Genomic DNA, 22,365 nt, shown 5'->3' on the forward strand with positions numbered 1-22,365 from the left:
CTTTTACTCTACCCAAAATACTCTTCCATCATTTCTAGGTGCTGCAGCAGGATTTTCGCCATCTATATAACCTACCGCACAATGACCGATGCCTTCCCACTCGCCTTCGATTCCAAGATCTTTTAAGAGCTTCTGATATTCCGGCATTTCAAACTCTTCTTTCGCTCTGTGGATCCAAATGCTGCCAAGACCCAGAGAATGTGCAGCAAGCATCAGATTGCCCATAACAAGACTACCATCATACGTAGCTGTAGGTACTTCCTTATTAGCGAGTACGATCAAAATCGCAGGTGCGCCATAAAAAGGATCGTTGCCTTCCGGTCCACCCATGATCTCATTGTTGACCGCCGACAATTTATCCCGCAGTTCTTTATCCGTCACTGCAATAGTGATCACTGCCTGTCTGCCCCTGCCATTGGCTGCATACAAACCAGCCTCTACGATCTGTTCCAGATCTGCCTTAGATGGCATTTCTGCCTTAAATTTACGAATACTGCGTCTTTCCTTCATTGCTTTGATTACTTCGTTCATGGTAATACCTCCGTTTCTTCTGATTTCATGCTACGAACATTCCTCTCCTGTAATAAGTAAAATCAGCATTTTGTGCTGCCTGTAGCGTAAAACGAACCATTTCCTATACTATCAAAAATAGCAACGACAAAATTGCCGTTGCTATTTTACACCTTTTTACACGAAAAAGAAATATTTTTATACGCAGAATTTCACCTTTTATTTTGTTACAAAAATATGAGTGATCAAACTTCTTCCCGGATCTGTTTTGCCGCAGCCACCATGTTACGAAGACTGGCATCTGTCTCCGGTACACCTCTGGTTTTTAAGCCACAATCCGGATTCACCCATAATTTATCTTTGTCGATCTTGGTAAGCATCGCATGCAGCGCCTTTACGATCTCTTCAACCGATGGAACTCTTGGTGAATGGATGTCATACACACCGGGGCCAACCTCTGTCTCAAAATGATTTTCTTTGAGAGAATCCAAAATCTGCAAATCGGAACGAGACGCCTCGAAGGTGATCACATCCGCATCCATATCATCGATCGCCGAAATGATGTCTGTAAATTCACTGTAGCACATATGCGTATGAATCTGCGTTTCCGGTTTGACACCGCTATGGGTCAGACGAAATGCAGGAATTGCAAAATCAAGATATTCTGTATACCAATCCGAATGACGAAGTGGTAATTTCTCGCGTAATGCCGCCTCATCGATCTGGATCATCTGAATGCCATTTGCTTCGAGATCTAGCACTTCATCACGAATTGCCAATGCGATCTGAGAAATAGATTCTTTGATGGAAATATCCTCCCTAGGGAACGACCAATTCAAGATCGTTACCGGTCCGGTAAGCATTCCCTTCATGATCTTTTTCGTAAGAGACTGAGCATAGACAGACCACTCTACCGTGATCGGATTTTTGCGATATACATCGCCCCAAATGACCGGTGGTTTTACGCAGCGCGTTCCATAAGACTGTACCCATGCTTTTTCGGTAAACAAAAATCCACCTAACGCCTCTCCGAAATACTCTACCATGTCATTTCGCTCATATTCGCCATGCACGAGAACATCCAGTCCGATCTCTTCCTGCCATTTAACACATTCTGCAATCTTTTGCTGATTGAAAGCAATATACTGTTGCTCTGTGATCTCACCACGGCGGAACGCAGAACGATTTGCCTTGACATCCTTTGTCTGTGGAAAAGACCCGATCGTTGTCGTCGGAAATTCCGGAAGACCAAGTACCGTCGTCTGTAATTTTTGCCGCTTAGCGCGCTCCGGAAGTCTTGTATAATCAGTCTCCTTTACTCCGGCAAGACGCTTTGTAACTTCCTCATTCTCGCAGTCTCTATGCTGTAAAAATAATGTTTTATTCTTCACAAAGGTACTTTCTACTGTATAATCTGCGGACTCCGCCAAAGCGCTTAGTTCCTGCAGTTCCACTAATTTTTCCTCAGCGTATGCAAAGTATGCTTTGTATTCTTCCGATAACTTCTGCTCATGCTGTAATGTATATGGCACATGGAGCAAAGAACAAGATGTGGACAGTACAATATGATCCTTTGCAACCGGTAAATCTTCCATCGTCTGCAGCGTTTTCTCATAATGGTTTTTCCAAATATTTTTACCATTAACGAGTCCTGAAAATAACAATTTATCCTGTGGGAAACCAAACTGCTTGATCAATGAAACGGTCTGCTTACCCTCGATAAAATCAAGTCCGATCCCGGCAAATGGCATTTGGATCAAATCCTCATAAATATCACGCACATCGCCAAAATAAGTCTGCAATAACACATGACACTTATTATCTGCAGCAAGGATTGCATCATATAATTTGTGGAATAAATGAATTTCATCTTGTCCCATATCTTGTACAAGTGCAGGCTCATCAAACTGTAACCAGTCAATGCCTTCTGTCTCGCATTTCACAATCAGATTCCGATATGCTTTACTCACGACATCCACATAATCTGCCATTTTTTTCGTTCCGGTATATCGGCAAAGTTTTAACAGTGTATAAGCACCGATCACTGTCGGCTTTGTTGTGATCCCAAGCTCTTTTGCTTCATGATACTCTGCAAAAAGTTTGTTCCCTTTTAGCTCGATCACCATCTCATCTTCCACCTCTGGAACGATATAATGATAATTCGTGTTAAACCATTTCTTCATTGCCAATGCTTTTACATCGCCGGAATCGCCCTGATAACCACGCGCCATCGCAAAGTAGGTATCTAACTCTGATAACTGAAGTTCTTTATATCGTTTCGGAACAATGCCAAATAATACGGCGGCATCTAACATATTGTCATAGAACGAAAAATCATTGCAGGAAATAAAAGAAATCCCCGCCTCTTTCTGTGTAAGCCAATGCGTTTTTCTCAATTCTTTTGCGGTCTGCAAAAGTTCTCCCGCCTCGGTCTCCTTTCGGAAATACTGTTCGGAGGCAAATTTTAATTCTCGTAATGTTCCTATTCTTGGGTAACCAATGACTGCTGTCTGCATATTCTTCCTCATTTCTGCACACTTTCTCTTCCTACGGTATTCATGCCAAATGTACAAAACACAAATCCCCCTTGCAACGCTATGTGCCTATTATACGAGGAATAATGCCTAATGAAAAATACATAAAAGCACAGTCTGACCATAGTTTGAAACTATACACATCCCATTATCCTGTCAAACCAATACAAGTCTTCATTCCCGTTAAACAAAGGAATTCAAACTTCCCATACCAGAAGTTATTGCAAAACCACATATTGCTTATTATGTCAATAACTATATAACATTTTGCAGCCGTCAAAGAGCAGTTTCTGCCATAAGAGAACTATAGTAATTGCCTTGCCGCATTTTCGTTTTTAGTGATTTCTAGATTTTGTTATCTCTGATGATTGATTTACATGCCCTTCGGAAACTCGAAGTCCCGGAAGCAAGGTATTCATCATTTTTGAAAGGGACTTTGCGCTCGTCGTTACTTATGTCTCGTATTTCAGAGACATTAAGTAACGTGACGTAGCGCATCGTAGCGAAAGCGTCCCGTCCAAAAATAGATGATACCTTGCTAAACCGGGACAGCTCAAACAAACCTTCGGGCATGTATTCATCAGAGACTTAACAAAATAAGAAATCACGCAAAAACTCTGCGTTCTACGGCAATTATCTTAGTTCTCTGATGACAGAACAATTTAATATATTGGCTGCAAAATAGTTTATTTATTGCTGACATAATAAGCAATATGTGGTTGTGGAGGATTTGAGGTATGGGAAGTTTGAGTAAAGGAATTCGTACTATGAGCAGCCGATATATTTACTTAATGCATCAAGATAAGTGGTTCCCAATCGGCTTAACATTCCTTTTCTGTGCGTGATATAGCCGATCCGCATATCACTTTCATCCGCTAATGGCACGGCGATAATATCTTTGCCATTTAATTTCTTATCGATCACACCACTGCATACCGTGTAACCGTTCAATCCGATCAAAAGATTAAACAGTGTTGCCCGGTCACGCACACGAATATTTTTCTTGCGCTCCGATGCAGAAAAAATTTCCTCCGAAAAATAAAACGAATTGTGCTCGCCCTGCTCAAAAGACAGATACGGATAACTTTCCAACTCTTCATTCGTAATGATCTGACGATCTGCTAAAGGATGTCTGCGACTGATAAATACATGGGGCTTTGCCACAAAAAGGTCGTGAAATTCCAACTCATTGGACTTTAATATTTTCGTGATGACTTTCTCATTAAAATCATTCAAAAAGAGAATGCCGATCTCACTTCTCATTTTTGCTACATCTTCAATGATCTCATAGGTCTGCGTTTCGCGAAGGCTGAAGTCATACTCTTCCTGACCGTATTTCTTGATCAGGTCGACAAATGCATTTACCGCAAATGAATAATGCTGGGTCGAAACACAAAACTGCTTTTTACCGCTGCCTTCTCCCTTGTATTTATCCTCTAAAATTTCAGCCTGCTCAAGCACTTGTCTGGCGTAACCCAAAAAGATATCCCCCTCTTTGGAAAGGCTTATTCCCTTATTGGTCCGGTTAAATATCACGATCTGCATCTCCCGTTCCAATTCATGGATCGCATTCGTAAGGCTCGGCTGTGAAATGTATAATTTACCTGCCGCTTCCGTGATCGTCCCGGTTTCAGCAACTGTCACTACATATTTTAGTTGTTGTAAGGTCATGCTATTCCCCCTCTTTCAGCAATATTTTTTGAAATGTCTGCGCAGCTACGCTTCTCGGTCCTCTGGCATCATAGATCATCGAAACGCTGCGCTTTGGGATTTTATCTTTTAGCGGAATACAAAGGATCTCCCCGTGTGCGATCGCCTCTTTCGCCATTGCCTTTGGTAGAAAAGCAAGTCCAAGCTCATGCTTTACCAACGGAAGAATCTGATCCGCTGTAGCAGTTTCGATCGACGGCTCAAGAGAAAGACCGTGTTCCAAAAATAATTTCTGATAAAATTGTCTGGTTATCGTGTTTTTTTCCATACAGATCAACGGAAACTGTAATAAATCCTGTAGCGATAGCTTTTGCTCTGCAAGCGCCTGAAAGGTATTTCCGGCGATCAGGATCTCCTGAAATTCACAGAGACGGGTTGTTTTTAGTGTCTTATCCGTTACTGTCGGTGTTGTGATCACTGCAAAATCAGCTTCTCCGCTTTGTACTGCTTGAATTGCCTGCGGTGTAGAATGATTATATAGTTTTAATTGCACCTTAGGATACGCCATATGAAATTTTTTTAACTTTTCCAGCAGAAAAATATTTAGGGCGATCTCACTCGCACTGATAGAAACGCAGCCCTTTTCCAACTCGGCACTCTCAGTCAATTCCTCTTCTGCCGCTAATATCTGCATCATAGCTGCAGAAACATGCCGAAAAAGCTTTTCTCCCTCTTCAGTCAACCGTACTCCACGATTTGTCCGTATGAATAAGGTGCAGTGTATTTCCCGTTCCAGGCAATTCATCGCTCGTGTAATATTGGGCTGACTATTATGTAAAGCATGTGCCGCTTTCGTAAAATTTCGATATTTCGCTACATAGTAAAATATTCTGTAGTATTCAAAATTTACATCCATAATGACCGTTCATTCCTTTCCCGTCCCCTTTATGGTATAGGCGTCAGTATATCAAGGTGTTATTGCAGCTATATCAATAATACTTTTTACTTATTGAAATGATTCAATTATAATCGTTTCAAAGCAAAAAAACAACATATAATGGAGATGATCTTATGGCATTAGTATTACCGAGAGAAGAGGAAGTCGAAAAGATTTTTTCAAGGATTCTTTCTTCAGATGACTGCTGTGAAAGACTTCTTGATACTTTTTACGACCATTTAGATGATGAAAACAGATATGTCGACCCGGATTCTCATCATTTTGCAGAGGTGCTTTTGAATGCATACAAAAATGGTGATGTTAGTGCGCTTTTGTTGGAGTTATGCCACCGCTCCATGTTTGATCTGCTCAAAGAAGCATATCTGATCCCAAAACGCTTTCATGGCAAAGCCGGTGAAAACCCGATTTTACTAACAGATGCAGATGGCAAACTGTTAGCGGACAAAAAGAATCTCGTATCAAAACATGAATATAAAAAATTCCAAGAAATTTACCATGCTCACGATGCAGCCCCACGCTCGAAATTATATTTGGCTGACGGCTATGATCTCGTTCGATATTACACATCCGACATGGACATCAAAGAAAAACACGAAAATAAAGAACGCGGTATTCTCCTACTGTATGCGTTACCGGATACGAAAAAGTTACATCTGTCCGAAGCGCAGGCATACGATGTCATTTGGACAACTTTTCATAAAATCCAGCAGGAAGCTTACTCTGCCATTGTTTTTTACGGTCAGGAAACCGGAAGCAGATCCGGCAAAACTTTTGATGAACTCGGCGTGCTTCTCCCAATCAAGCAATTTGAATCCAAAATGCTTCGACATATTGGCGTGATCGACGGACTCGTGTTGTCCTGTCGCGAAGAAATGATCCGAACCGCCGGAGCAGACAGTTTGGATTTATAATACCGCGATGCACAAAAACTTGCCCGTGTGAGTACAGTCAACGGTTGCAGAGAGGGATGTAAGATGATTATGAAAACAGCGATTACAGGCGCAAACATCAAGAAAAATCATATGGATATTTTATGGCATGAATATGCTGACAAGACAGATCCAACACCGATCACAGAGGCTTCTCTTCCAGCCAAGGCTTCTGTTGTCGGACGCGTCGGGATTATGATGCTTTCCTGTGGAACCGGGGCATGGCGTGTTCGTAGTTCCATGAATGAACTTTCCGAGTTAATGAATATGACTTGTACGGTTGATATTGGATTAATGTCGATCAATTATACTTGTTTTGACGGGGAGCAAAGTTTTAGCCAATCACTGTGTCTGACGAACACCAGTGTAAATACTTCACAGCTAAACCGCTTGGAAAAACTGGTGTCCGGCTTTGCCAACCAGGAGATTACGAAAAGCTGTGAAATGATCCACTCGACATTAGATGAAATTGAAAAAATACACGGATTATATTCTCCAGGTGCTTTAGCGCTTGCCGCTGCACTCGCCTGTGGATCCTTTACCTTTTTATTAGGCGGCGGAGTCATTGAAATGTTATGCGCTTTTATCGGTGCAGGTATCGGCAATTATATCCGATGCAAAATGACGAAACATCATTTGACTCTGTTTTTAGGAATCATTTCTTCTGTATCAGCAGCTTGTTTAAGCTATACCGTTCTGCTTAGATTACTGCAGTTGTTTTTTACAGTTAATGTTCAGCACGAAGCCGGATATATCTGTTCTATGTTATTTATTATCCCGGGATTTCCGTTTATCACAAGCGGTATCGACTTAGCAAAATTAGATATGCGTTCCGGAATGGAACGCCTGATGTATTCGCTGATCATTATCACTGTTGCGACCATGACAGCATGGATCTTAGCAATGGTTCTTGGATTAAAACCGATGCCATTTCTGCCACTTAAATTTGCACTGTGGCAATGGATCATATTGCGTCTGCTCGCCAGCTTTGGCGGCGTATTCGGATTCTCCATTCTCTTTAACGGCCCAATTAGGCTGGCAGCCGCGGCAGGAGTTATCGGTGCTGTATCCAACACGTTTCGATTGGAACTGATCGATCTTGCATCCTTTCCACCTGCCGTTGCTGCCTTTGCCGGTGCTTTTGTTGCAGGCATCTTCGCCTCTACGGTAAAAGGAGTTGCCGGATATCCAAGAATATCGATAACGGTCCCTTCTATCGTGATCATGGTACCGGGACTCTATTTATACAAAGGATTCTATAATCTCGGTACGATGAATTTATATTCTGCCGCTTCTTGGCTTGCCGCTGCACTTTTGATCATACTTGCGCTACCGCTGGGGTTGATCTTCGCACGAATCATGACCGACAAAACATTTCGGTACTGCACCTGATTTGTTATCGGGCGCTTTGGCAACTGTTATTTCTTCTCATCAAACAAAACAGCATAACGCCTTGCGCTGGCTTTGCCTTTTTATGCCATTTCATTATAGTGTGCATAAATCCCATTTGCCGCCAAAAGTTCCTCGTGGGTACCCCGTTCCGCAATACCGGTATCTGCAACCACCAAAATCTCATCCGCATTTCGGATTGTCGATAGGCGATGTGCAATGGTTATGGTTGTCCTGTTTTTGGCCAGTTCTTCCAAACTATGTTGAATCCAGCGCTCACTTTCGTTATCTAAGGCACTGGTTGCCTCATCAAGAATTAAGATCGGCGGATTTTTGAGAAATACCCGTGCAATTGAGATACGCTGCTTCTGACCTCCCGACAAACGGGTTCCACGCTCTCCCACATAACTATCGTATCCATCCGGCAAGGACATGATAAAATCATGAATATTCGCTTTCTTGGCTGCATCGATGATCTCTTCGATAGAGGCACCCGGCTTGCCATAGGAAATATTATCCTTTATCGACCCACAAAACAGATACACATCCTGCTGCACAAGACCAATATTGTTGCGAAGGCTTTCTAGCGACAGACTGCGAATATCCTTGCCGTCGATCCGAATGCTTCCTCCGGTCACATCGTAAAATCTTGGAAGCAATGAACAGATCGTCGTCTTTCCGCTTCCGGACGGTCCTACCAACGCTATAGATTTTCCAGCGTCAATCCGAAAGGAAACATCGGACAAGACAAGTGTATCATCATCGCTGTAATGAAAAGATACATCTTTATACTCAACTGTTCCTTTCACATTTTCTAACGGCTTAGCATCCTCTGCATCGACTATGTCCGGTTCCGTTTCTACAACTGCTAAAAATCGACGAAATCCCGACAAGCCTTTCTGCATCATTTCCGTCAGCTCTACCAGTATTTGGATCGGACTGATAAAGATTCCAATGTACAGCGCATACATTGCCAGATCCGCTGTCTCCATCTGTCCCTTGGCAATCAACCATCCGCCAAACACAAGCGTAACCAGATACATAAGTCCCTGAAAAAACAAATTACCACTCATAAAGCTTCCCATGCAACGATAGTTGGCGTCTTTGGAGTGCAAAAAGTTCTCGTTACTGTGTCGAAACTTGTCTCGCTCTATCTCCTCATTTGCAAAAGACTGCACGACCCGAATCCCCGCTAAGGTATCTTGAAGACTGGAATTGATATCTCCGATCTTTTGTCGGTTATCCATAAAGGTTGCCTGCATTCTGCGGTTTTGGCTATAGGAAAATAGAATCATAAAAAACACAAGTACCAACAGCGGAATGGCAAGCCAGCGATTGATCACAAACAAAAATACAAACGAACCGATAATTTTTATCAATGATATGAATAAATTTTCCGGTCCATGATGTGCCATCTCTGAAATATCAAACAGATCCGATACTAATTTGCTCATCATCTGTCCGGAATTGTTCTGATCGTAATACGAAAAAGATAATTTTTCATAATGGTCAAAAAGTTGTTGGCGCATATCCCGTTCCATATTGGCACCCATCATATGCCCCTGATAACTGACATAATATTTGCACAACGCCTGAACGATATACATGATAAGCATTGCGACACCAATTGGCAGCAAAACTTGCAAAATTGCTGATGACTTTCCGGCAAAGACTGTTTTCGTCATAGTCCGCAAGATCTGTGGATATGCCAGATCGATCAGACTGATCATCGCTGCGCAGATCAGATCCAGAACGAACACTGCTTTGTATGGTGAATAATACGGTATAAATTTTTTTAATGTATGCATGACAAATTCTTACCTCCTAACAATACCGTTAGTATAACAAATGTGTTAAAATTTGTCATTCCCTGTTATAAATGTCAATCTCATTTGATACCATACTGCATTGCCGTGAGTAGAATCTGTTGATATCCCCTCATTTACAAATCCAAACCCGGAATAGTAATGAATTAACTTTTCTTTACAAGTAAGTACAACGCCCTTTCTCCCCTGCTTTCTCGCAGTATCAATGGCACAGCGAAGCAACCGTCCCGCATACCCATTTCTTCGATATTCCGGAAGTGTATTTACGCCAAAAATCATCTGCCACGCACCATTCTCGTTGTGTAAAGACGCTTTTTCATACATTTCGTCCGTTAAATTCTGCTCGTCTGTAACAAAACCATCCACAAACGCAATCAGCTTTTGCTTATCATACAACAGCAAAAAATGATCTCCGTAATGTTGGATCCGTTCTGCAAATTCTGCCTTCGTCGCTGCTTCCGCCACCGGAAAACATGCTGCTTCTACGGCTGCAATATCTTCTAAATCCTGCAAAGAGGCTGTTCTTATTTCCATAGTAAGAGTCCCTTTCCCGAAACAATCGTCACAATAAGTCCTATCGTGAATCCGATAAAAGCCCCCAACGCCAATGTACCAACAAAAAGCAATGCAATCTCCAGCATATAATTTGTATAAAAATTAGATAGCACCTCGCAAATTGCATATACTACAAAACTTCCGATCAATCCCAGCAAATTTCTTTTTATATCACAAAATTTCACGCTAATAACTAATGCAACTATAATCCCTGCTACCATAAATAAAATACTATCTGACGAACAAAGTTCCTCTAAAATCGGTAAATATCGCATAATGATCCTCGCTATTCTTTTACTCAAATATTTCCTAGAAGCATCCTCGCTTAAGCATACTGTTCTATGATCCCCTCACGGATTCTTTCGCAGTCTTCCGGTGTCACCGGATATCCCAGATATGCGATCCCTCGGTAAATGTTATCTGTGACCTGCTCATTATTTGTTAGGACAGTACAAATCGTCTCCAGCAGCTCCTTTTTGGCTGCAAGTACACTCTCATCCGCACTATAAAACTGTGTCATATCATAGTCGGATGTGTTTCCACAGGGCATTTTGCAAGTCGCACAATCCGGTGCGATAACATTCTTTAACTCGTGGATTTTCTGTACCAGTGACTCTTCCATTGTCGGATCATTTCGGTGTAAAAGAGCCTCCCGAACCACTACATCTGTCTGTTCGGTTTTTCCATTGTTCGACACTGCCCCCACCAATCCAATCAGAGCACTTATGATTCTGTCTCCTGTCATTTCTTTTCCTCCATATCAATTAACTGAACGATATTTCATATTTAATTTGCATGGACTTTACTGATTCATCTCAGCCACCATACTGGCAGGTTTGACCGTCATTTCCACCCAAGCAGGCATGAAACCGCTTCGTATCGCATTTTTTGCAGATCTGATATTAGACCATGCACAACAGTAAAATGGCACTTTTCCACGCTCTATAATCTCAACTGCTAAATTACTGGTTAGCGCAGATGCTATCCCCTTTCTGCGATATTCCGGTAATACATCAACTCCAATCTGCCACATATCGTCACAATCTGCCGAACAACCGGCAAGTCCGATCAATTTTCCATTATCATATGCGCCAACACCAAGAACATCCAGCTCTTTTCTCGCATCACACAAAGCATTACTCCATATAGGCAAATATAAACTGTCAAAGTCTTTCTGCGTAAGCACTTTAAGTTCATATTGGCATGATAATCTTTTGAGGGAATTGACATCCGGCAAAAAATATTCTGCCATGAAGCAGACTCTTTGTCCCTGTTCTCTCATTCTTTCATCCAGCCAATGCATATTGGGCGTTTCAAAGCAATGATAAAATTCAAACTTACTCAAATACTCTTTTACCATTTCTTTGTATTCCTCTTTTACAGATGCCACAATATTACTTCCGTAGGAAACCAAATTGCATGCTATTGGTTCGCTATAATATTTTCTTGCCAAAGCCCCTAACCCTGACTTTACAAATACATTTTCCTCTTTGGTAAAGTCAGAAATATCAGCATTAAGATCTAATGCCGATTGCCGCATAGCAATGGACATAATATGTTGATTTGTCATCAGTTCTCCTTTTTCATTATTTCCTCCTCCAGCGCTCTCAGCAGATGTCAGCCAGCGCATCTAACAGCATTTTAGTCCTGCTTGCCTGCAGGCAGAATATAAAGCAAACAATCCTGTCTCTTCAAAATCCAAGTGCGCTTCGTATTCCTGCCTTGCTATTAAAGATTAAAAACGAATATCAACCATGTTGAGATCATTCTCCCGGACTACTTGATATCACCTTGCCGGTATTCCAAAGCATAACCGTTCTTTTCGCTGCTTCCAGCCGCTCTTCCTCCGAGTGAAAATCAATCGTAACAGAATGACAGCCACATTCAAGGCACATCACATAATAGCCGCAGCCACATTCCTCTTCCAAAAGTGCTCCACCGTCGCATAACGGGCAGTCATTAATCTCTAACATATCTTCAATGTTCATAATAATCCTCATTTCTTGTTATAATTTAGGGATGCTCCCTCCACCGATTTTACCATAGTTTTGCGCTATCGTACAGATTCTACTATATTTTAGTTATTATTTTTCCAACAACCAGGCAAACGCCTTAGCTGTCCTAATTTCCGATTCACGAAAATGATTCCCCGGATTCCACTCCAGAATACATGTGATGTCACATTCCTGCAACCACGCATATAGCTTTCTGATGCAATCTCCGACCGTAGACATCATTAAATTTCTAGTCTTTTCCTCTTTGTTGCCAAGGCTTAAATAGATCAAACGGCTTTGTATCCTATTTTCTTGCATATATTCCAAAAAGTCTGGAAACCATACTGACGGTGAGGCTGCTGCAATTCCCACAAAACGGTCCGTCTGGCAAGATGCCCACAGAGCAAATAATCCGGCAAGCGAATACCCGCCCAAATAGTATGTCTTGCTCTTATCAGAACAATACTCCAATATTTTTTCTAAAAGCTCTGATGCACCATCGCCAAATCCTTCTTCTCCAAATGCCGGTGGTGCTTTCCAAGGAGATAACTCATCGTTCCAGTTATTCACCCTCCAGGCAATCATATAAAATTCTTCTGAAGTTCTGTCTTGAATTGCATGAAACTCCTGCTCAATTCCAGATATTTCATGCTCTCCAACAAGCTGTATCAAGACCTTCTCAGCCTCCGGATTCCCATAACTCCAAATCGCCTTCCCATCTATCTCTTTTTCCTGCATTGCAAATCCATCTCCCTATAGGCAAAATCAAATCTTACCGACCAAAACCCTCATTTAATAAGTTCAACAATTTGATGGCATCATAGCGTTCCCCACAACCAGTGCATTTCCAATCACTGTTATTCTTCTTGGCTTTTTTATGAACAAAGTCCAATTTGCCATTACATAATGGGCAAGGCTGTGGTGTCTCGTTCCATAGACTTTTCAAAAATGCGACAGCTTCCGCCCTGCTATTCATCTTGTATTTTTCCAATACATCTTTCTCCATAATTTTTGTTCCTCCCTATAAATTAAATGGTGACAAAGCAAGAATCAACCTCTCTGACAATATCTCCATCGATCCATCCTTTTTTCACCATATCCCACAAGATACCGCTTGCCTTTTCATGTGTCATGCCCTGTTTGTACGGACGACTTTCCGTCAAGGCTTGATAAATATCCACACAAGCCATGATGCGCTCCTGCGTGTTCAACTCAGCCGCCGACCTTCCAAAAGGATATCCCGTGCCATCCATCCGTTCATGATGGAAAGCCGCCCAATCACGAATCTCTTCAAAGTCATCAATATCGGACAGGATGTAGTAAGTATACGCCGCATGATGCTTCATAGCCTTAAATTCTTCATCTGTCAATTTTCCCGGCTTTTCCAAAATTTCATTTCCAATGGCTACTTTTCCAATATCATGCAATGCCCCCGCAAGATACATTTTCTGCACAGTTTCCTCATCAAATCCCATGTGGCGTGACAGTTTTTCCGCATCTTCAGCGACACCTATAGAGTGCGTACTGGTAAATGGCGATTTGTAGTCTACGATCCGAGCAAAAAACACAGCAAGTGCTTTGATCTGCGAAAAATCAAGATCCTGTTTTATCCGAGGAACCATCTTCCACAACTGGTCCTCGAAAGTCTCCCTATCAAGTGATAAAAACTGCTCCTCTGAAAATGCACGCAAAAATGCATCACTGCATTCCCGATCAAACATTGTTCCTGTTGAGTTTTGAACAAACTGCTCTGCCACCTTCCATGTACCTTCCGCAAATTTTTTAGTGCGACAGGCGATATCCAGCAAATCGCACAAATGAATAATACGCGAGAAAAGAGGAATTTCATCCCATTTTTTTCCAAACGGACCACTGCCATCAGCATTTTCGTGATGGTATAAGATCACATCGGAAACATCTGTGTGAAACGGAAGTTCTGCGACATTCTTTTCACCCCAAATGCAATGTGCTCCCAACTTTGGTACCTCTTGCGTTACGGCAATTTGCGAAATATCATTATGAAGTTCTTCCTGGATATACTGCGTCAATGCGTTATCGTGCAATAATGCGCACACTGCCAAATCTTGTAGGCTTTCCTCTTGTATTCCCATCTGTTTTGCAATGCAAACACTCATATAAGCCACTCGTTTTGAGTGATTGTTCGTCACATGAACCAGTTCTGCTTCCACGCAGTCCAGTGCATAGGAACAAGCTGCCAATAATCCCAAAACATCTAAAGTCATAATCATTTTTCCTCTCTATGTACATCTTTCTACAAATTTCTCATCATATCAGAGTTTGCAATTTGCATAAAATTCATTCCCCCTTCACTTATCATATTACACCAAACGCGACTATCTCTGCAATCAAAACTTCTAAATTTATTCTATACCATTCACATGCTGTGTCCACGAAACAAGATTTGCCTCTTATTGATAAAAAATCATCACACTCTTCCAAAAAGATTGCAATGTCTATGATGACAGACATTGCAATCTTTTTTTTGAATAGGAAACTACTCATAATGTGGTGTTATGCCACCAAGAATTGCTTTTACAATTCTTGCAGAGCAAAACCAGCGTTTTGCTTCTTTTTTTGCCTGAAGAATCGTGTTGTTGCCGCTCTTTACAGCGAAGACACATCTACCAAATATGCTTTTTTAGAATTTGTGATTAAAATCTTTTTCTGCGTATTCACAATATGCATTTCCATATTCTTTCTAAACTCTTTTGGAATATCAATTTTTTTCCAGCTTTTCTTGGAAAGATTTACGAGATAGAAGGTATCATCCTCCATATCAATATCTCCAAATATGACATAATCCCCCTTAGCAGCTACAAGCTGTCCTGTAGTGGAAACATCTGGTATCGTCACCGAAGTGCCATTTACCAAATCCAAAAATTTCAGGGTTTTCGTCTTTTTATCATAACGATAATCCCACTTCATATTAATCTCACCTGTGCCATTATATTTCTTTTCGATCTTCAAGGTGTCAAGATTAACACAATAAGTTTCGTAATTATCATCTTCCCCCATAAAAACCGATTCTCCGTAAGTTAAAATATGATTTTCATCCAAAAATTCGATATCGGATGTTCTTGCGTATCCATTAACCAATGCCGTGTCAATCTTTTTCTCCGTATGTGTTTTGACATCAAAAACAGACCAGTACGCATCACCCCTATGGTTGCACAACAACTTTGTCCCGGAAGGTGACATCACAAAGTTACACAACATATGATCGTTCGATATTTTCTCTACCGTATTTTGAGATAAATTAATCTTCAGCAAATATTCTTTTTTATCTCCATCCGTTCTTGCCCCATATACTGTATCCTTATCATAGTAAAAAAACACTTCTGACATGCCACCGGTATAATTAAAAGCGTATATTTCATTTCCGCTAATGACATATTGGAAACCAAATTTTGTGCCATTATACTCTCCTTCAAATGCGGAAGGTGTCATCTTCTTTAAGCCATCCGAAACAACCGTATATACCTGATCGATCTGTTCCTCATCGCCCACAAAATGATACTCACAGACAAAGCTTTCTTTCTCCCCTGCAACCATCGTATTTTCTTGGAAAGGAACCGTATTGTCCCTAGCCCTCACATCTGCGGTTGGCAAGGCTGTTGGCGTAGTCAATACAACCTCTTTCACATTGCCACTTCCAAAAATATTCTCAAGCCATGTCTGAAAAGCTGTAGATTTCATTGCTGCAACTGTTACTGAAGTGGAGCAAAGCAGAAAAAATCCAATCATCGCTGCAATCGAACCATATTTTCTCCAAAATGCTTTACTTGGTGATGTTTTTGAGGATTTTTCCAAAATATCCTCTATCCATTCCTCTGGTGCTGTAATATAATCTAATTTTTTCAAATCCATAATAATCCTCCAATCCTCTAGTCCTCTTTTAATATATCAGCTAGTTTCTCTTTTCCTCTCCGTAGTCTTGATTTGACTGTATTCACACTGACATTTAGAAGCTTTGCAATTTCGCTGGTGTTATATGCCTCATAATAGTACAACACCAACACTTCACGATATTTAAATGATAAGCTCCGCAATGCCTTTACAAGCTGCTCTGTGTCTGGATCATCCACTTGCAATACACGCTGTCTCTCATATTGCTTTGGGTCATATCCTATATCAACATTGCGATTCCAAAACTGCTTATGGTAATCTCTACATTCATTTCTAGCAACCTTGAAAAGCCATGCCTTGATATGTTCTTCCTCTCGAAAACTTTTCTTTGTCATATACAATTTGAGAAAAGTATTTTGAAAGCAATCCTTCGCAGCCTCTTCATTTTGCGTCCAAACAACGCACAACCGGGTTATATCATCTGCATATCGTCTTACAATCTCTTCATACGGTATTCCTGCATAAGTTTTTATCATATGGCAAATACCCCCTCCTGTTCTATTTCTTCGTTTGATAGAAAATGATCATTTTCTATATAATACACGATTCTAATTGTTAAATGGGTGCAAAGATCTCTGGTAGAAGAAAGAAAAAATATTAAATAGGTGAAAAAATTGTTTATCCTCTATGTCATATGAAGCGTTGATTTTTATTGTCAAAAATTTAGATATCGATGATATTTTTTGCTTTTTTCATACGCACTTTTATCATAGAAATCATCATCAAACATTTTTCCTTTTTCCCCATATTCAAATAAATATTTAAAGGTAAATGGCGTTTTAAATTTTTTAGAAAAATGATATAAATTATAAAAATAATCTTGTACTTGCTGATTCATTAATATTCTCTCAACTTCATATTTAAAAAAATCAAACTCTTTATCAGTTATAATTTTTTGTCTTTTCAAATAACAAATATACGAAAAATATGATAAAGTTTTATCTACTTTTAATTCTAGTTCTCCGCTTTGGTGAAATGACTCATAATACCATTTTTTATTATAATCAAACATATAAACTACATCTTTTATGTATTCATCTGTCCTAATTTTTTCAATTAAATCATTAATATAGCCTGCTCTTTTTAACAAAACACTCTTTCTCCATTGATAATATCCAAATATCCCCCCTAAAATTACTAATATAATAGAAACAGTAGAAGTAACATCCGATATTGTTATCTCATTTGCAAAAGTCATTTACTTTTCCTCCTTCGTCTTCCAAAATTAAAAGCAATTATATTAACTTTGTATCTAGATTATTTTTCTATGAAATATTCTTGACCAGAACGACTATAACAATCAACAGTTATGGCTATTCCTAACATTTGACGCAAAAATATAACTTCTCTTTTATGTATTATTTTTTTAACAACTAAGCATATTAGGATTTCTTTTTCAAAATATTCTCAACATATTCTTGATATCCCTGTTCCAAAATGCTAAAAGCACAACTGTTGTCAGTTAATTTCTGTTTTCTATTTGTTGTAACCATTTCATATATTTTATTTGCTTTTTTCCTGATACGCTCAGCATTGTCCACACAAAACTGATATTCCTTATTCAATAACAACCGATATTTTTTATCTTGCACATTTTTGATAACTAGTTTTTCAATACACTCTTCTGGCACAGGAATCATATAATTGAATCGCAAAGATCCTTTGATCTCTTTTTCATCTCCTGGTACACGAATCAAAATATTAGCTTCCTGTTTCTTGTCAAAAGAGGATACAGATACATAATAGTTCATACCATGAACCTGCATAACTGCGCCAAATGCAAATTTATTGCGATCAGTATACCTAATATTAGGAACCTTTGTAACCCCTCTATTTTCTTTTTCATATTTCTGGAGATACTGATTGTATTCCTCATTTATTCGATAAAAATCCATATTTTATCCTCCGTAGTATAGAAAAACAGGGAGATAAGAATCTTATCTCCCCGAAATTAACGATTCGCATTTTAAGCTGCGAAGCACTTAAATTAAAGGTTCACATTCAAAGTAGTGAAGCACTTAAATTAAAGGTTTGCACTCAAAGTAGCAACGCACTTAAATCAAGCAAGTGTTCTTGCTCATTTATATTATATGCAATTATTTAATAAAAATCAATATAAAAATATAAATTTACAGTTTCCTTATCGGATGCCTAATAACCGTTTTACATTTTTCCGGTGCCGTTTTCCTTGGGTCTGACAAATAAATTTCATGATGTCGCCGTTTACCAGTGAAATCATTCACATAACCGCTCTCCTCAAGATACTTGTCCATCATTGCCACCGTTTCGGGTTCATTATCAAATGCCATTTATTGATCCCCACTTTCTAAAATCTCTTTTTGTTTCCTTTTACTGAAGCCCCCAAGCACGAGATTATACGATTTATCTAACAAATCCTTTAGCAAATCGTCTTCGACCTCACCGTTAGGATTGATAGAATTCCAGTGCTGCTTGTTCATGTAATAGCCCGGTATAATATCATCGTACTGCTGACGCAAAAAACTTCCCTCAGTTGGTTCTAACTTCACAGTTATATAATATGGTTGATTATTTTCTCCCAGACACACCGCTGCAAACATTTTTTCTCCTACCGCATATCGGATCCAGTTCCACTGCGGTGGCAGCTTGGTCACACCAGCTTTCTTCATAAGGAAGTCGTCAATCCAAGCATATCTCATCTTTGTTAATGCAGACCAGATTTTACACTGATCCAGTCGCACTCCGCAGTCACCTTCTTTTTCATCATAAGCAAACTCTTCTAATTGTGTGCATGGAAATTCCTTACATTCTCCACAATGTTCTAATTTTTTACCCTCACAACAACTTTTTACCGGACATGCTCCCCAGAAAGGATTGTCAATATTAGCACAACCCTTACATTTTTCAGTCTGTTTCCAATTGCATCTGCTACACAAAATACCACATCTTGATTCCATTCACATTCCTCCTCAGCCATCCGCCACATTGTCATATTTTTTCTTCATCTGCAAAATACTTTGGCATAATTGTTCTCTTATTTCTTTCGGTTCCAACAGTTCCACCTTATCCCTAAAAGATAATAACCAGGTAAGCAAATTGTCTTGATTTGTATAGTCTGCCTGAAATAGAAGCGTTCCATCTTTTTGTTCTTGAAAACAATGTGGTCCAAATTCTTCTACCAGTCTCCATTTACAATCCACCTCAAACAAAGCTTTTACCTTAATTCCACCAGTGAAGATTCTTTCGTCTCTCAAATCCGGTAAAGGTGCTGTTCTATCGGAAAAAACATGCCCGGACAGATGCACTTTGTCCATACGATTTAATTTAAAAAGACGAAAATCTTCTCTGCTTTTACACCATCCCCATACATACCAGCTTGACCATCGAAAGATAAGATAACAAGGCTCAATGACACGCTGAGATTCACCCCCCGGAGCATAATAAAAGAACTCTAATTCCCGGTGCTGCTCTATTGCCTTTCTTATCACTTCTATCTTCGGAGCAAGAGAATCTTTGTACCATGAAGAGAGGTCGATCAACACCGATTGATTCCCCACTAAAAAATCAGAAGATCCTATGGATAATTTTTCCATCAACTGCCCATATCTGTTCGTCCCATTTACACTATCCAGGCTTCGCAAACCGGCAAGAATATCCTGCATTTCATCATGAGTCAGCATTGTTTTATCAATTTTGTATCCATCAATAATTGAAATTCCTCCGTTTGCTCCTTGTCTGGTCACAATCGGTATACCAGCCTTACATAAATCTTCAATATCCCTGTTTATGGTTCGTCTGGACACCTCAAACATTTCTGACAAATAAGGTGCTGTAACAGATTCCTTCTGCAATAATATGGATAAAATTCCTAATTGCCTATCTATCTTCATCGTTACTCCTTTACAAAATGCATATTAGCATAAGAAACATGACAGCTGTATGTCATGTTTCCTATATTATTTCCTGTTATTCACACTATTTTCGCCTCGCAATATTTCCTTTACCCGATATAAAACCGGTAATTCTCTATTTGCTACAAGCTTTCCTATTTTGGTATTTGCCCTGTCTTTATACTCTTTCACCGCCTCTTCGTATGATAATTTCAGCGTCGATAAATGAAAACTGTTAATCTCATCTTCGGTCAGATTTTTATCGCCAAACGACTCCACTTTACACAAAAAATAATTATTGATATTATGTCTATGAATCAAATTATAATAATCACTGACAACTCCAATTTTGCAAATTATTGTTACCGTCACGCCTAATTCTTCTTTGAGTTCTCTCTGTATCGCAGTCAACAGATCTTCCCCGTCCTCAACACCGCCACCAGCCGTTTCTATCAGTGTTGCTTTCCCAAAATCATCATCCCTCTGCGCTCTTACAAAGTAAAATTGTCCACTTTCATCATAAACAATTGCTCTTGCAATATTTCTATCATGATCAATATAGTCCAATTCCCACTCTGTATCCTGTAAATCAATGTTTATTTTTGTGTGCATACAGTCACCTCCAATGTATATCATAAACGCAGGACATACCACGGCATGCCTTGCGTTTATCTTACATCCAATCGCTTTCAACCTCTTCCAACTTCTTCAGCAGTATATCTTTGAGAGCTGTAAAAGCCGGAATAAAACTGTCATGTATCAACACAATCATTTCATCCACTTCATCTTCATTATAAATATAAACGGAGGTATTGCGTTTTTTTAACATAAGCAGCCATACCTGAGAATCATTGATAAATCCAATTTTATACCCAAGCTGTAGAGCATCTATTTCTGCTGCCATATCATCGCATAATCTTTTTCATCGGTATCGTCATCCAAACCTTCGCTCTGAATCTCAAACCCCTCTCTTTGGTAAAAGCGCACTGCCCGTGTATTCTTTTGGTATACCTTTAAGAGTAATTTCGATTTTCGATCCTTTGCATAATCTAACAAAAGTTTACCTATGCCCCTCGACTGCATTTCAACCGCAACAAAAATTCCTTCTATATATTCGCCATTCAGACCTATAAAGCCTTGTATCTTTTTATCATTTTCATATACATAGACTTCCGCCTGTGGTAACATTTCTTTCACGAATTCAAAATTCGTGTTCCAGTATTCAGCAGAGATAAAATTATGCGCTTTCAGATTGGTGTCTAACCACAAATATGCGACATCATTTAAGTCTGCCTTCTGCAATTTTCTGATCATAAATATTGCTCTCCCTCAAATGCTATAGTTTATATTGCATGAAATTACCATTATGTACAAATCCAAAATCTGCATACAATTTAACACCCATGTCTGATGCCGTAATTTGTATAGTGCCACATCCATACTCTCTAGCATCATTTATAACACGAGATAGTAGTTTCCTTGCAATCCCCATTCTTCTATATTTCGGATTCGTATACATACTAGACAATAAGCCCATTTTCCCACTAGGGCATCCAAAATATGGCGGTTTTTCCACAAATGACATTCCACTAGTTCCAATTATATTTTCTCCATCCCAAGCCAGCCAAGATACAAATGTACCATCTGCCATATGACGCATATAATACTCTCTCAATGCAGGTACCAAATTTATTTCTTCTTTAGCACCTTCTTCCCTAAGCTGCTGTATTCTCATACCAATAAAAGTAGTAATCTCTTTTTCTGTAAGTCTTCTATACTCTATCTTCATTATTCCATTCCCTCCCACAAAAATATGGCATTATATGATCAACTGATATGTAATGACCTCTTGTCAAGTACAAATTAACAGAAATCACCACAAACTTTATTTAATTGTTGCTGAAGGCACCCAGAAAGAGCCTCGGAGTATCAGTTCTCGGCCTTGGCCACTCTGATATACGTGGATTGGTTACCTACAGGTCAATGGTCCGCCGTGAGCTCTACCGTCTAAAAGCGTGGATCACAGATCTATCTGTACCGACATAGTTGAATCGTAGATAGCTCGAACCTTGAAATGGCCGAAGCCCTTTCAAGATGTCTTCAGTTGTTACTTTGTATTGGCCAGATGTATGTGGCGTAAGCCATCTTACATCTGCTTAATTACCCACCATAACAGCGGGATGATGATGTCAAGGCTGCGCAAGCACCGCCATAGGCGGCTTGG

The 22,365-nt window shown here is 39.8% G+C and carries 25 protein-coding genes and 1 pseudogene; 2 read left to right on the forward strand and 24 right to left on the reverse strand.

Annotated elements, in window-relative coordinates:
- Positions 1 to 3: 3 nt before the first annotated feature.
- The 4 genes from ACSAJE_RS02505 to ACSAJE_RS02520 all read right to left on the reverse strand — a co-directional run bounded on the left by ACSAJE_RS02505 (position 4) and on the right by ACSAJE_RS02520 (position 5,610).
- Complete coding sequence (locus ACSAJE_RS02505; protein ID WP_458009591.1) at positions 4 to 531, reverse strand: nitroreductase family protein; 528 nt, start codon at positions 529 to 531, stop codon at positions 4 to 6.
- Positions 532 to 755: 224 nt separating this feature from the next.
- Entirely contained in the window at positions 756 to 3,026 is a 2,271-nt protein-coding gene (gene metE / locus ACSAJE_RS02510) for a 5-methyltetrahydropteroyltriglutamate--homocysteine S-methyltransferase (protein ID WP_458009592.1), read from the reverse strand.
- A gap of 783 nt (positions 3,027 to 3,809) precedes the next feature.
- A complete protein-coding gene (locus ACSAJE_RS02515) occupies positions 3,810 to 4,715 on the reverse strand; it encodes a LysR family transcriptional regulator (RefSeq protein WP_458009593.1) in 906 nt (301 codons plus the stop codon).
- A gap of 1 nt (position 4,716) precedes the next feature.
- On the reverse strand, positions 4,717 to 5,610 hold the full coding sequence (locus ACSAJE_RS02520) for a LysR substrate-binding domain-containing protein (protein ID WP_458009594.1): 894 nt from the start codon (positions 5,608 to 5,610) through the stop codon (positions 4,717 to 4,719).
- Between the two features lie 155 nt (positions 5,611 to 5,765).
- On the opposite strand from ACSAJE_RS02520, the gene ACSAJE_RS02525 reads away from it, so the two are divergent.
- Both ACSAJE_RS02525 and ACSAJE_RS02530 read left to right on the forward strand, forming a co-directional pair.
- A complete protein-coding gene (locus tag ACSAJE_RS02525; RefSeq protein WP_458009595.1) occupies positions 5,766 to 6,563 on the forward strand; it encodes a DUF4866 domain-containing protein in 798 nt (265 codons plus the stop codon).
- A gap of 63 nt (positions 6,564 to 6,626) precedes the next feature.
- A complete protein-coding gene (locus ACSAJE_RS02530) occupies positions 6,627 to 7,973 on the forward strand; it encodes a threonine/serine ThrE exporter family protein (RefSeq protein ID WP_458009596.1) in 1,347 nt (448 codons plus the stop codon).
- A gap of 80 nt (positions 7,974 to 8,053) precedes the next feature.
- On the opposite strand, the gene ACSAJE_RS02535 is transcribed toward ACSAJE_RS02530, so the two are convergent.
- From ACSAJE_RS02535 to ACSAJE_RS02630, 20 genes and pseudogenes are all read right to left on the reverse strand, one after another.
- On the reverse strand, positions 8,054 to 9,778 hold the full coding sequence (locus ACSAJE_RS02535) for an ABC transporter ATP-binding protein (RefSeq protein ID WP_118506412.1): 1,725 nt from the start codon (positions 9,776 to 9,778) through the stop codon (positions 8,054 to 8,056).
- Between the two features lie 45 nt (positions 9,779 to 9,823).
- Entirely contained in the window at positions 9,824 to 10,330 is a 507-nt protein-coding gene (locus ACSAJE_RS02540; RefSeq protein ID WP_118691471.1) for a GNAT family N-acetyltransferase, read from the reverse strand.
- Positions 10,321 to 10,626: a hypothetical protein gene (locus tag ACSAJE_RS02545; RefSeq protein ID WP_118691472.1), complete on the reverse strand. Its 306-nt coding sequence runs from the start codon at positions 10,624 to 10,626 to the stop codon at positions 10,321 to 10,323. Before ACSAJE_RS02545 ends, ACSAJE_RS02540 begins: the two co-directional genes overlap by 10 nt.
- 50 nt (positions 10,627 to 10,676) lie before the next feature.
- Entirely contained in the window at positions 10,677 to 11,096 is a 420-nt protein-coding gene (locus ACSAJE_RS02550) for a hypothetical protein (protein ID WP_118691473.1), read from the reverse strand.
- Positions 11,097 to 11,153: 57 nt separating this feature from the next.
- Entirely contained in the window at positions 11,154 to 11,921 is a 768-nt protein-coding gene (locus ACSAJE_RS02555; RefSeq protein ID WP_118691490.1) for a GNAT family N-acetyltransferase, read from the reverse strand.
- A 193-nt stretch (positions 11,922 to 12,114) separates the two neighbouring features.
- Positions 12,115 to 12,339 (reverse strand): Lar family restriction alleviation protein, encoded by a 225-nt coding sequence (locus ACSAJE_RS02560; RefSeq protein WP_022025045.1) that lies wholly within the window; start codon positions 12,337 to 12,339, stop codon positions 12,115 to 12,117.
- A 96-nt stretch (positions 12,340 to 12,435) separates the two neighbouring features.
- On the reverse strand, positions 12,436 to 13,083 hold the full coding sequence (locus ACSAJE_RS02565; protein ID WP_458009597.1) for an esterase: 648 nt from the start codon (positions 13,081 to 13,083) through the stop codon (positions 12,436 to 12,438).
- A gap of 34 nt (positions 13,084 to 13,117) precedes the next feature.
- Complete coding sequence (locus tag ACSAJE_RS02570; RefSeq protein WP_458009598.1) at positions 13,118 to 13,351, reverse strand: hypothetical protein; 234 nt, start codon at positions 13,349 to 13,351, stop codon at positions 13,118 to 13,120.
- Positions 13,352 to 13,373: 22 nt separating this feature from the next.
- Positions 13,374 to 14,588: an HD domain-containing phosphohydrolase gene (locus ACSAJE_RS02575; RefSeq protein WP_458009599.1), complete on the reverse strand. Its 1,215-nt coding sequence runs from the start codon at positions 14,586 to 14,588 to the stop codon at positions 13,374 to 13,376.
- Between the two features lie 382 nt (positions 14,589 to 14,970).
- Entirely contained in the window at positions 14,971 to 16,233 is a 1,263-nt protein-coding gene (locus ACSAJE_RS02580; protein WP_458009600.1) for a hypothetical protein, read from the reverse strand.
- A 17-nt stretch (positions 16,234 to 16,250) separates the two neighbouring features.
- Positions 16,251 to 16,748 (reverse strand): RNA polymerase sigma factor, encoded by a 498-nt coding sequence (locus tag ACSAJE_RS02585; RefSeq protein ID WP_458009601.1) that lies wholly within the window; start codon positions 16,746 to 16,748, stop codon positions 16,251 to 16,253.
- 179 nt (positions 16,749 to 16,927) lie between these two features.
- Entirely contained in the window at positions 16,928 to 17,470 is a 543-nt protein-coding gene (locus ACSAJE_RS02590) for a hypothetical protein (RefSeq protein WP_458009602.1), read from the reverse strand.
- 184 nt (positions 17,471 to 17,654) lie between these two features.
- Positions 17,655 to 18,167: a type III toxin-antitoxin system ToxN/AbiQ family toxin gene (locus ACSAJE_RS02595; protein ID WP_458009603.1), complete on the reverse strand. Its 513-nt coding sequence runs from the start codon at positions 18,165 to 18,167 to the stop codon at positions 17,655 to 17,657.
- A 234-nt stretch (positions 18,168 to 18,401) separates the two neighbouring features.
- Positions 18,402 to 18,578 (reverse strand): annotated as a pseudogene (locus ACSAJE_RS02600) (GyrI-like domain-containing protein); the annotation flags it as partial.
- Between the two features lie 3 nt (positions 18,579 to 18,581).
- A complete protein-coding gene (locus tag ACSAJE_RS02605) occupies positions 18,582 to 19,208 on the reverse strand; it encodes an MmcQ/YjbR family DNA-binding protein (RefSeq protein ID WP_458009604.1) in 627 nt (208 codons plus the stop codon).
- Between the two features lie 12 nt (positions 19,209 to 19,220).
- Entirely contained in the window at positions 19,221 to 20,141 is a 921-nt protein-coding gene (locus tag ACSAJE_RS02610; protein ID WP_458009605.1) for a helix-turn-helix transcriptional regulator, read from the reverse strand.
- A 66-nt stretch (positions 20,142 to 20,207) separates the two neighbouring features.
- A complete protein-coding gene (locus tag ACSAJE_RS02615; RefSeq protein ID WP_118691482.1) occupies positions 20,208 to 20,753 on the reverse strand; it encodes an NUDIX domain-containing protein in 546 nt (181 codons plus the stop codon).
- 61 nt (positions 20,754 to 20,814) lie between these two features.
- Positions 20,815 to 21,045: a nucleotidyltransferase substrate binding protein gene (locus ACSAJE_RS02620; protein ID WP_458009606.1), complete on the reverse strand. Its 231-nt coding sequence runs from the start codon at positions 21,043 to 21,045 to the stop codon at positions 20,815 to 20,817.
- On the reverse strand, positions 21,030 to 21,455 hold the full coding sequence (locus tag ACSAJE_RS02625; protein ID WP_118691483.1) for an N-acetyltransferase: 426 nt from the start codon (positions 21,453 to 21,455) through the stop codon (positions 21,030 to 21,032). Before ACSAJE_RS02625 ends, ACSAJE_RS02620 begins: the two co-directional genes overlap by 16 nt.
- Before the next feature lie 22 nt (positions 21,456 to 21,477).
- Positions 21,478 to 21,930, reverse strand: a complete 453-nt coding sequence (locus ACSAJE_RS02630) for a GNAT family N-acetyltransferase (protein WP_458009607.1) — start codon at positions 21,928 to 21,930, stop codon at positions 21,478 to 21,480.
- Between the last annotated feature and the right edge of the window lie 435 nt (positions 21,931 to 22,365).

The organism is Jutongia sp. SJQ-6 (genome assembly GCF_054161275.1).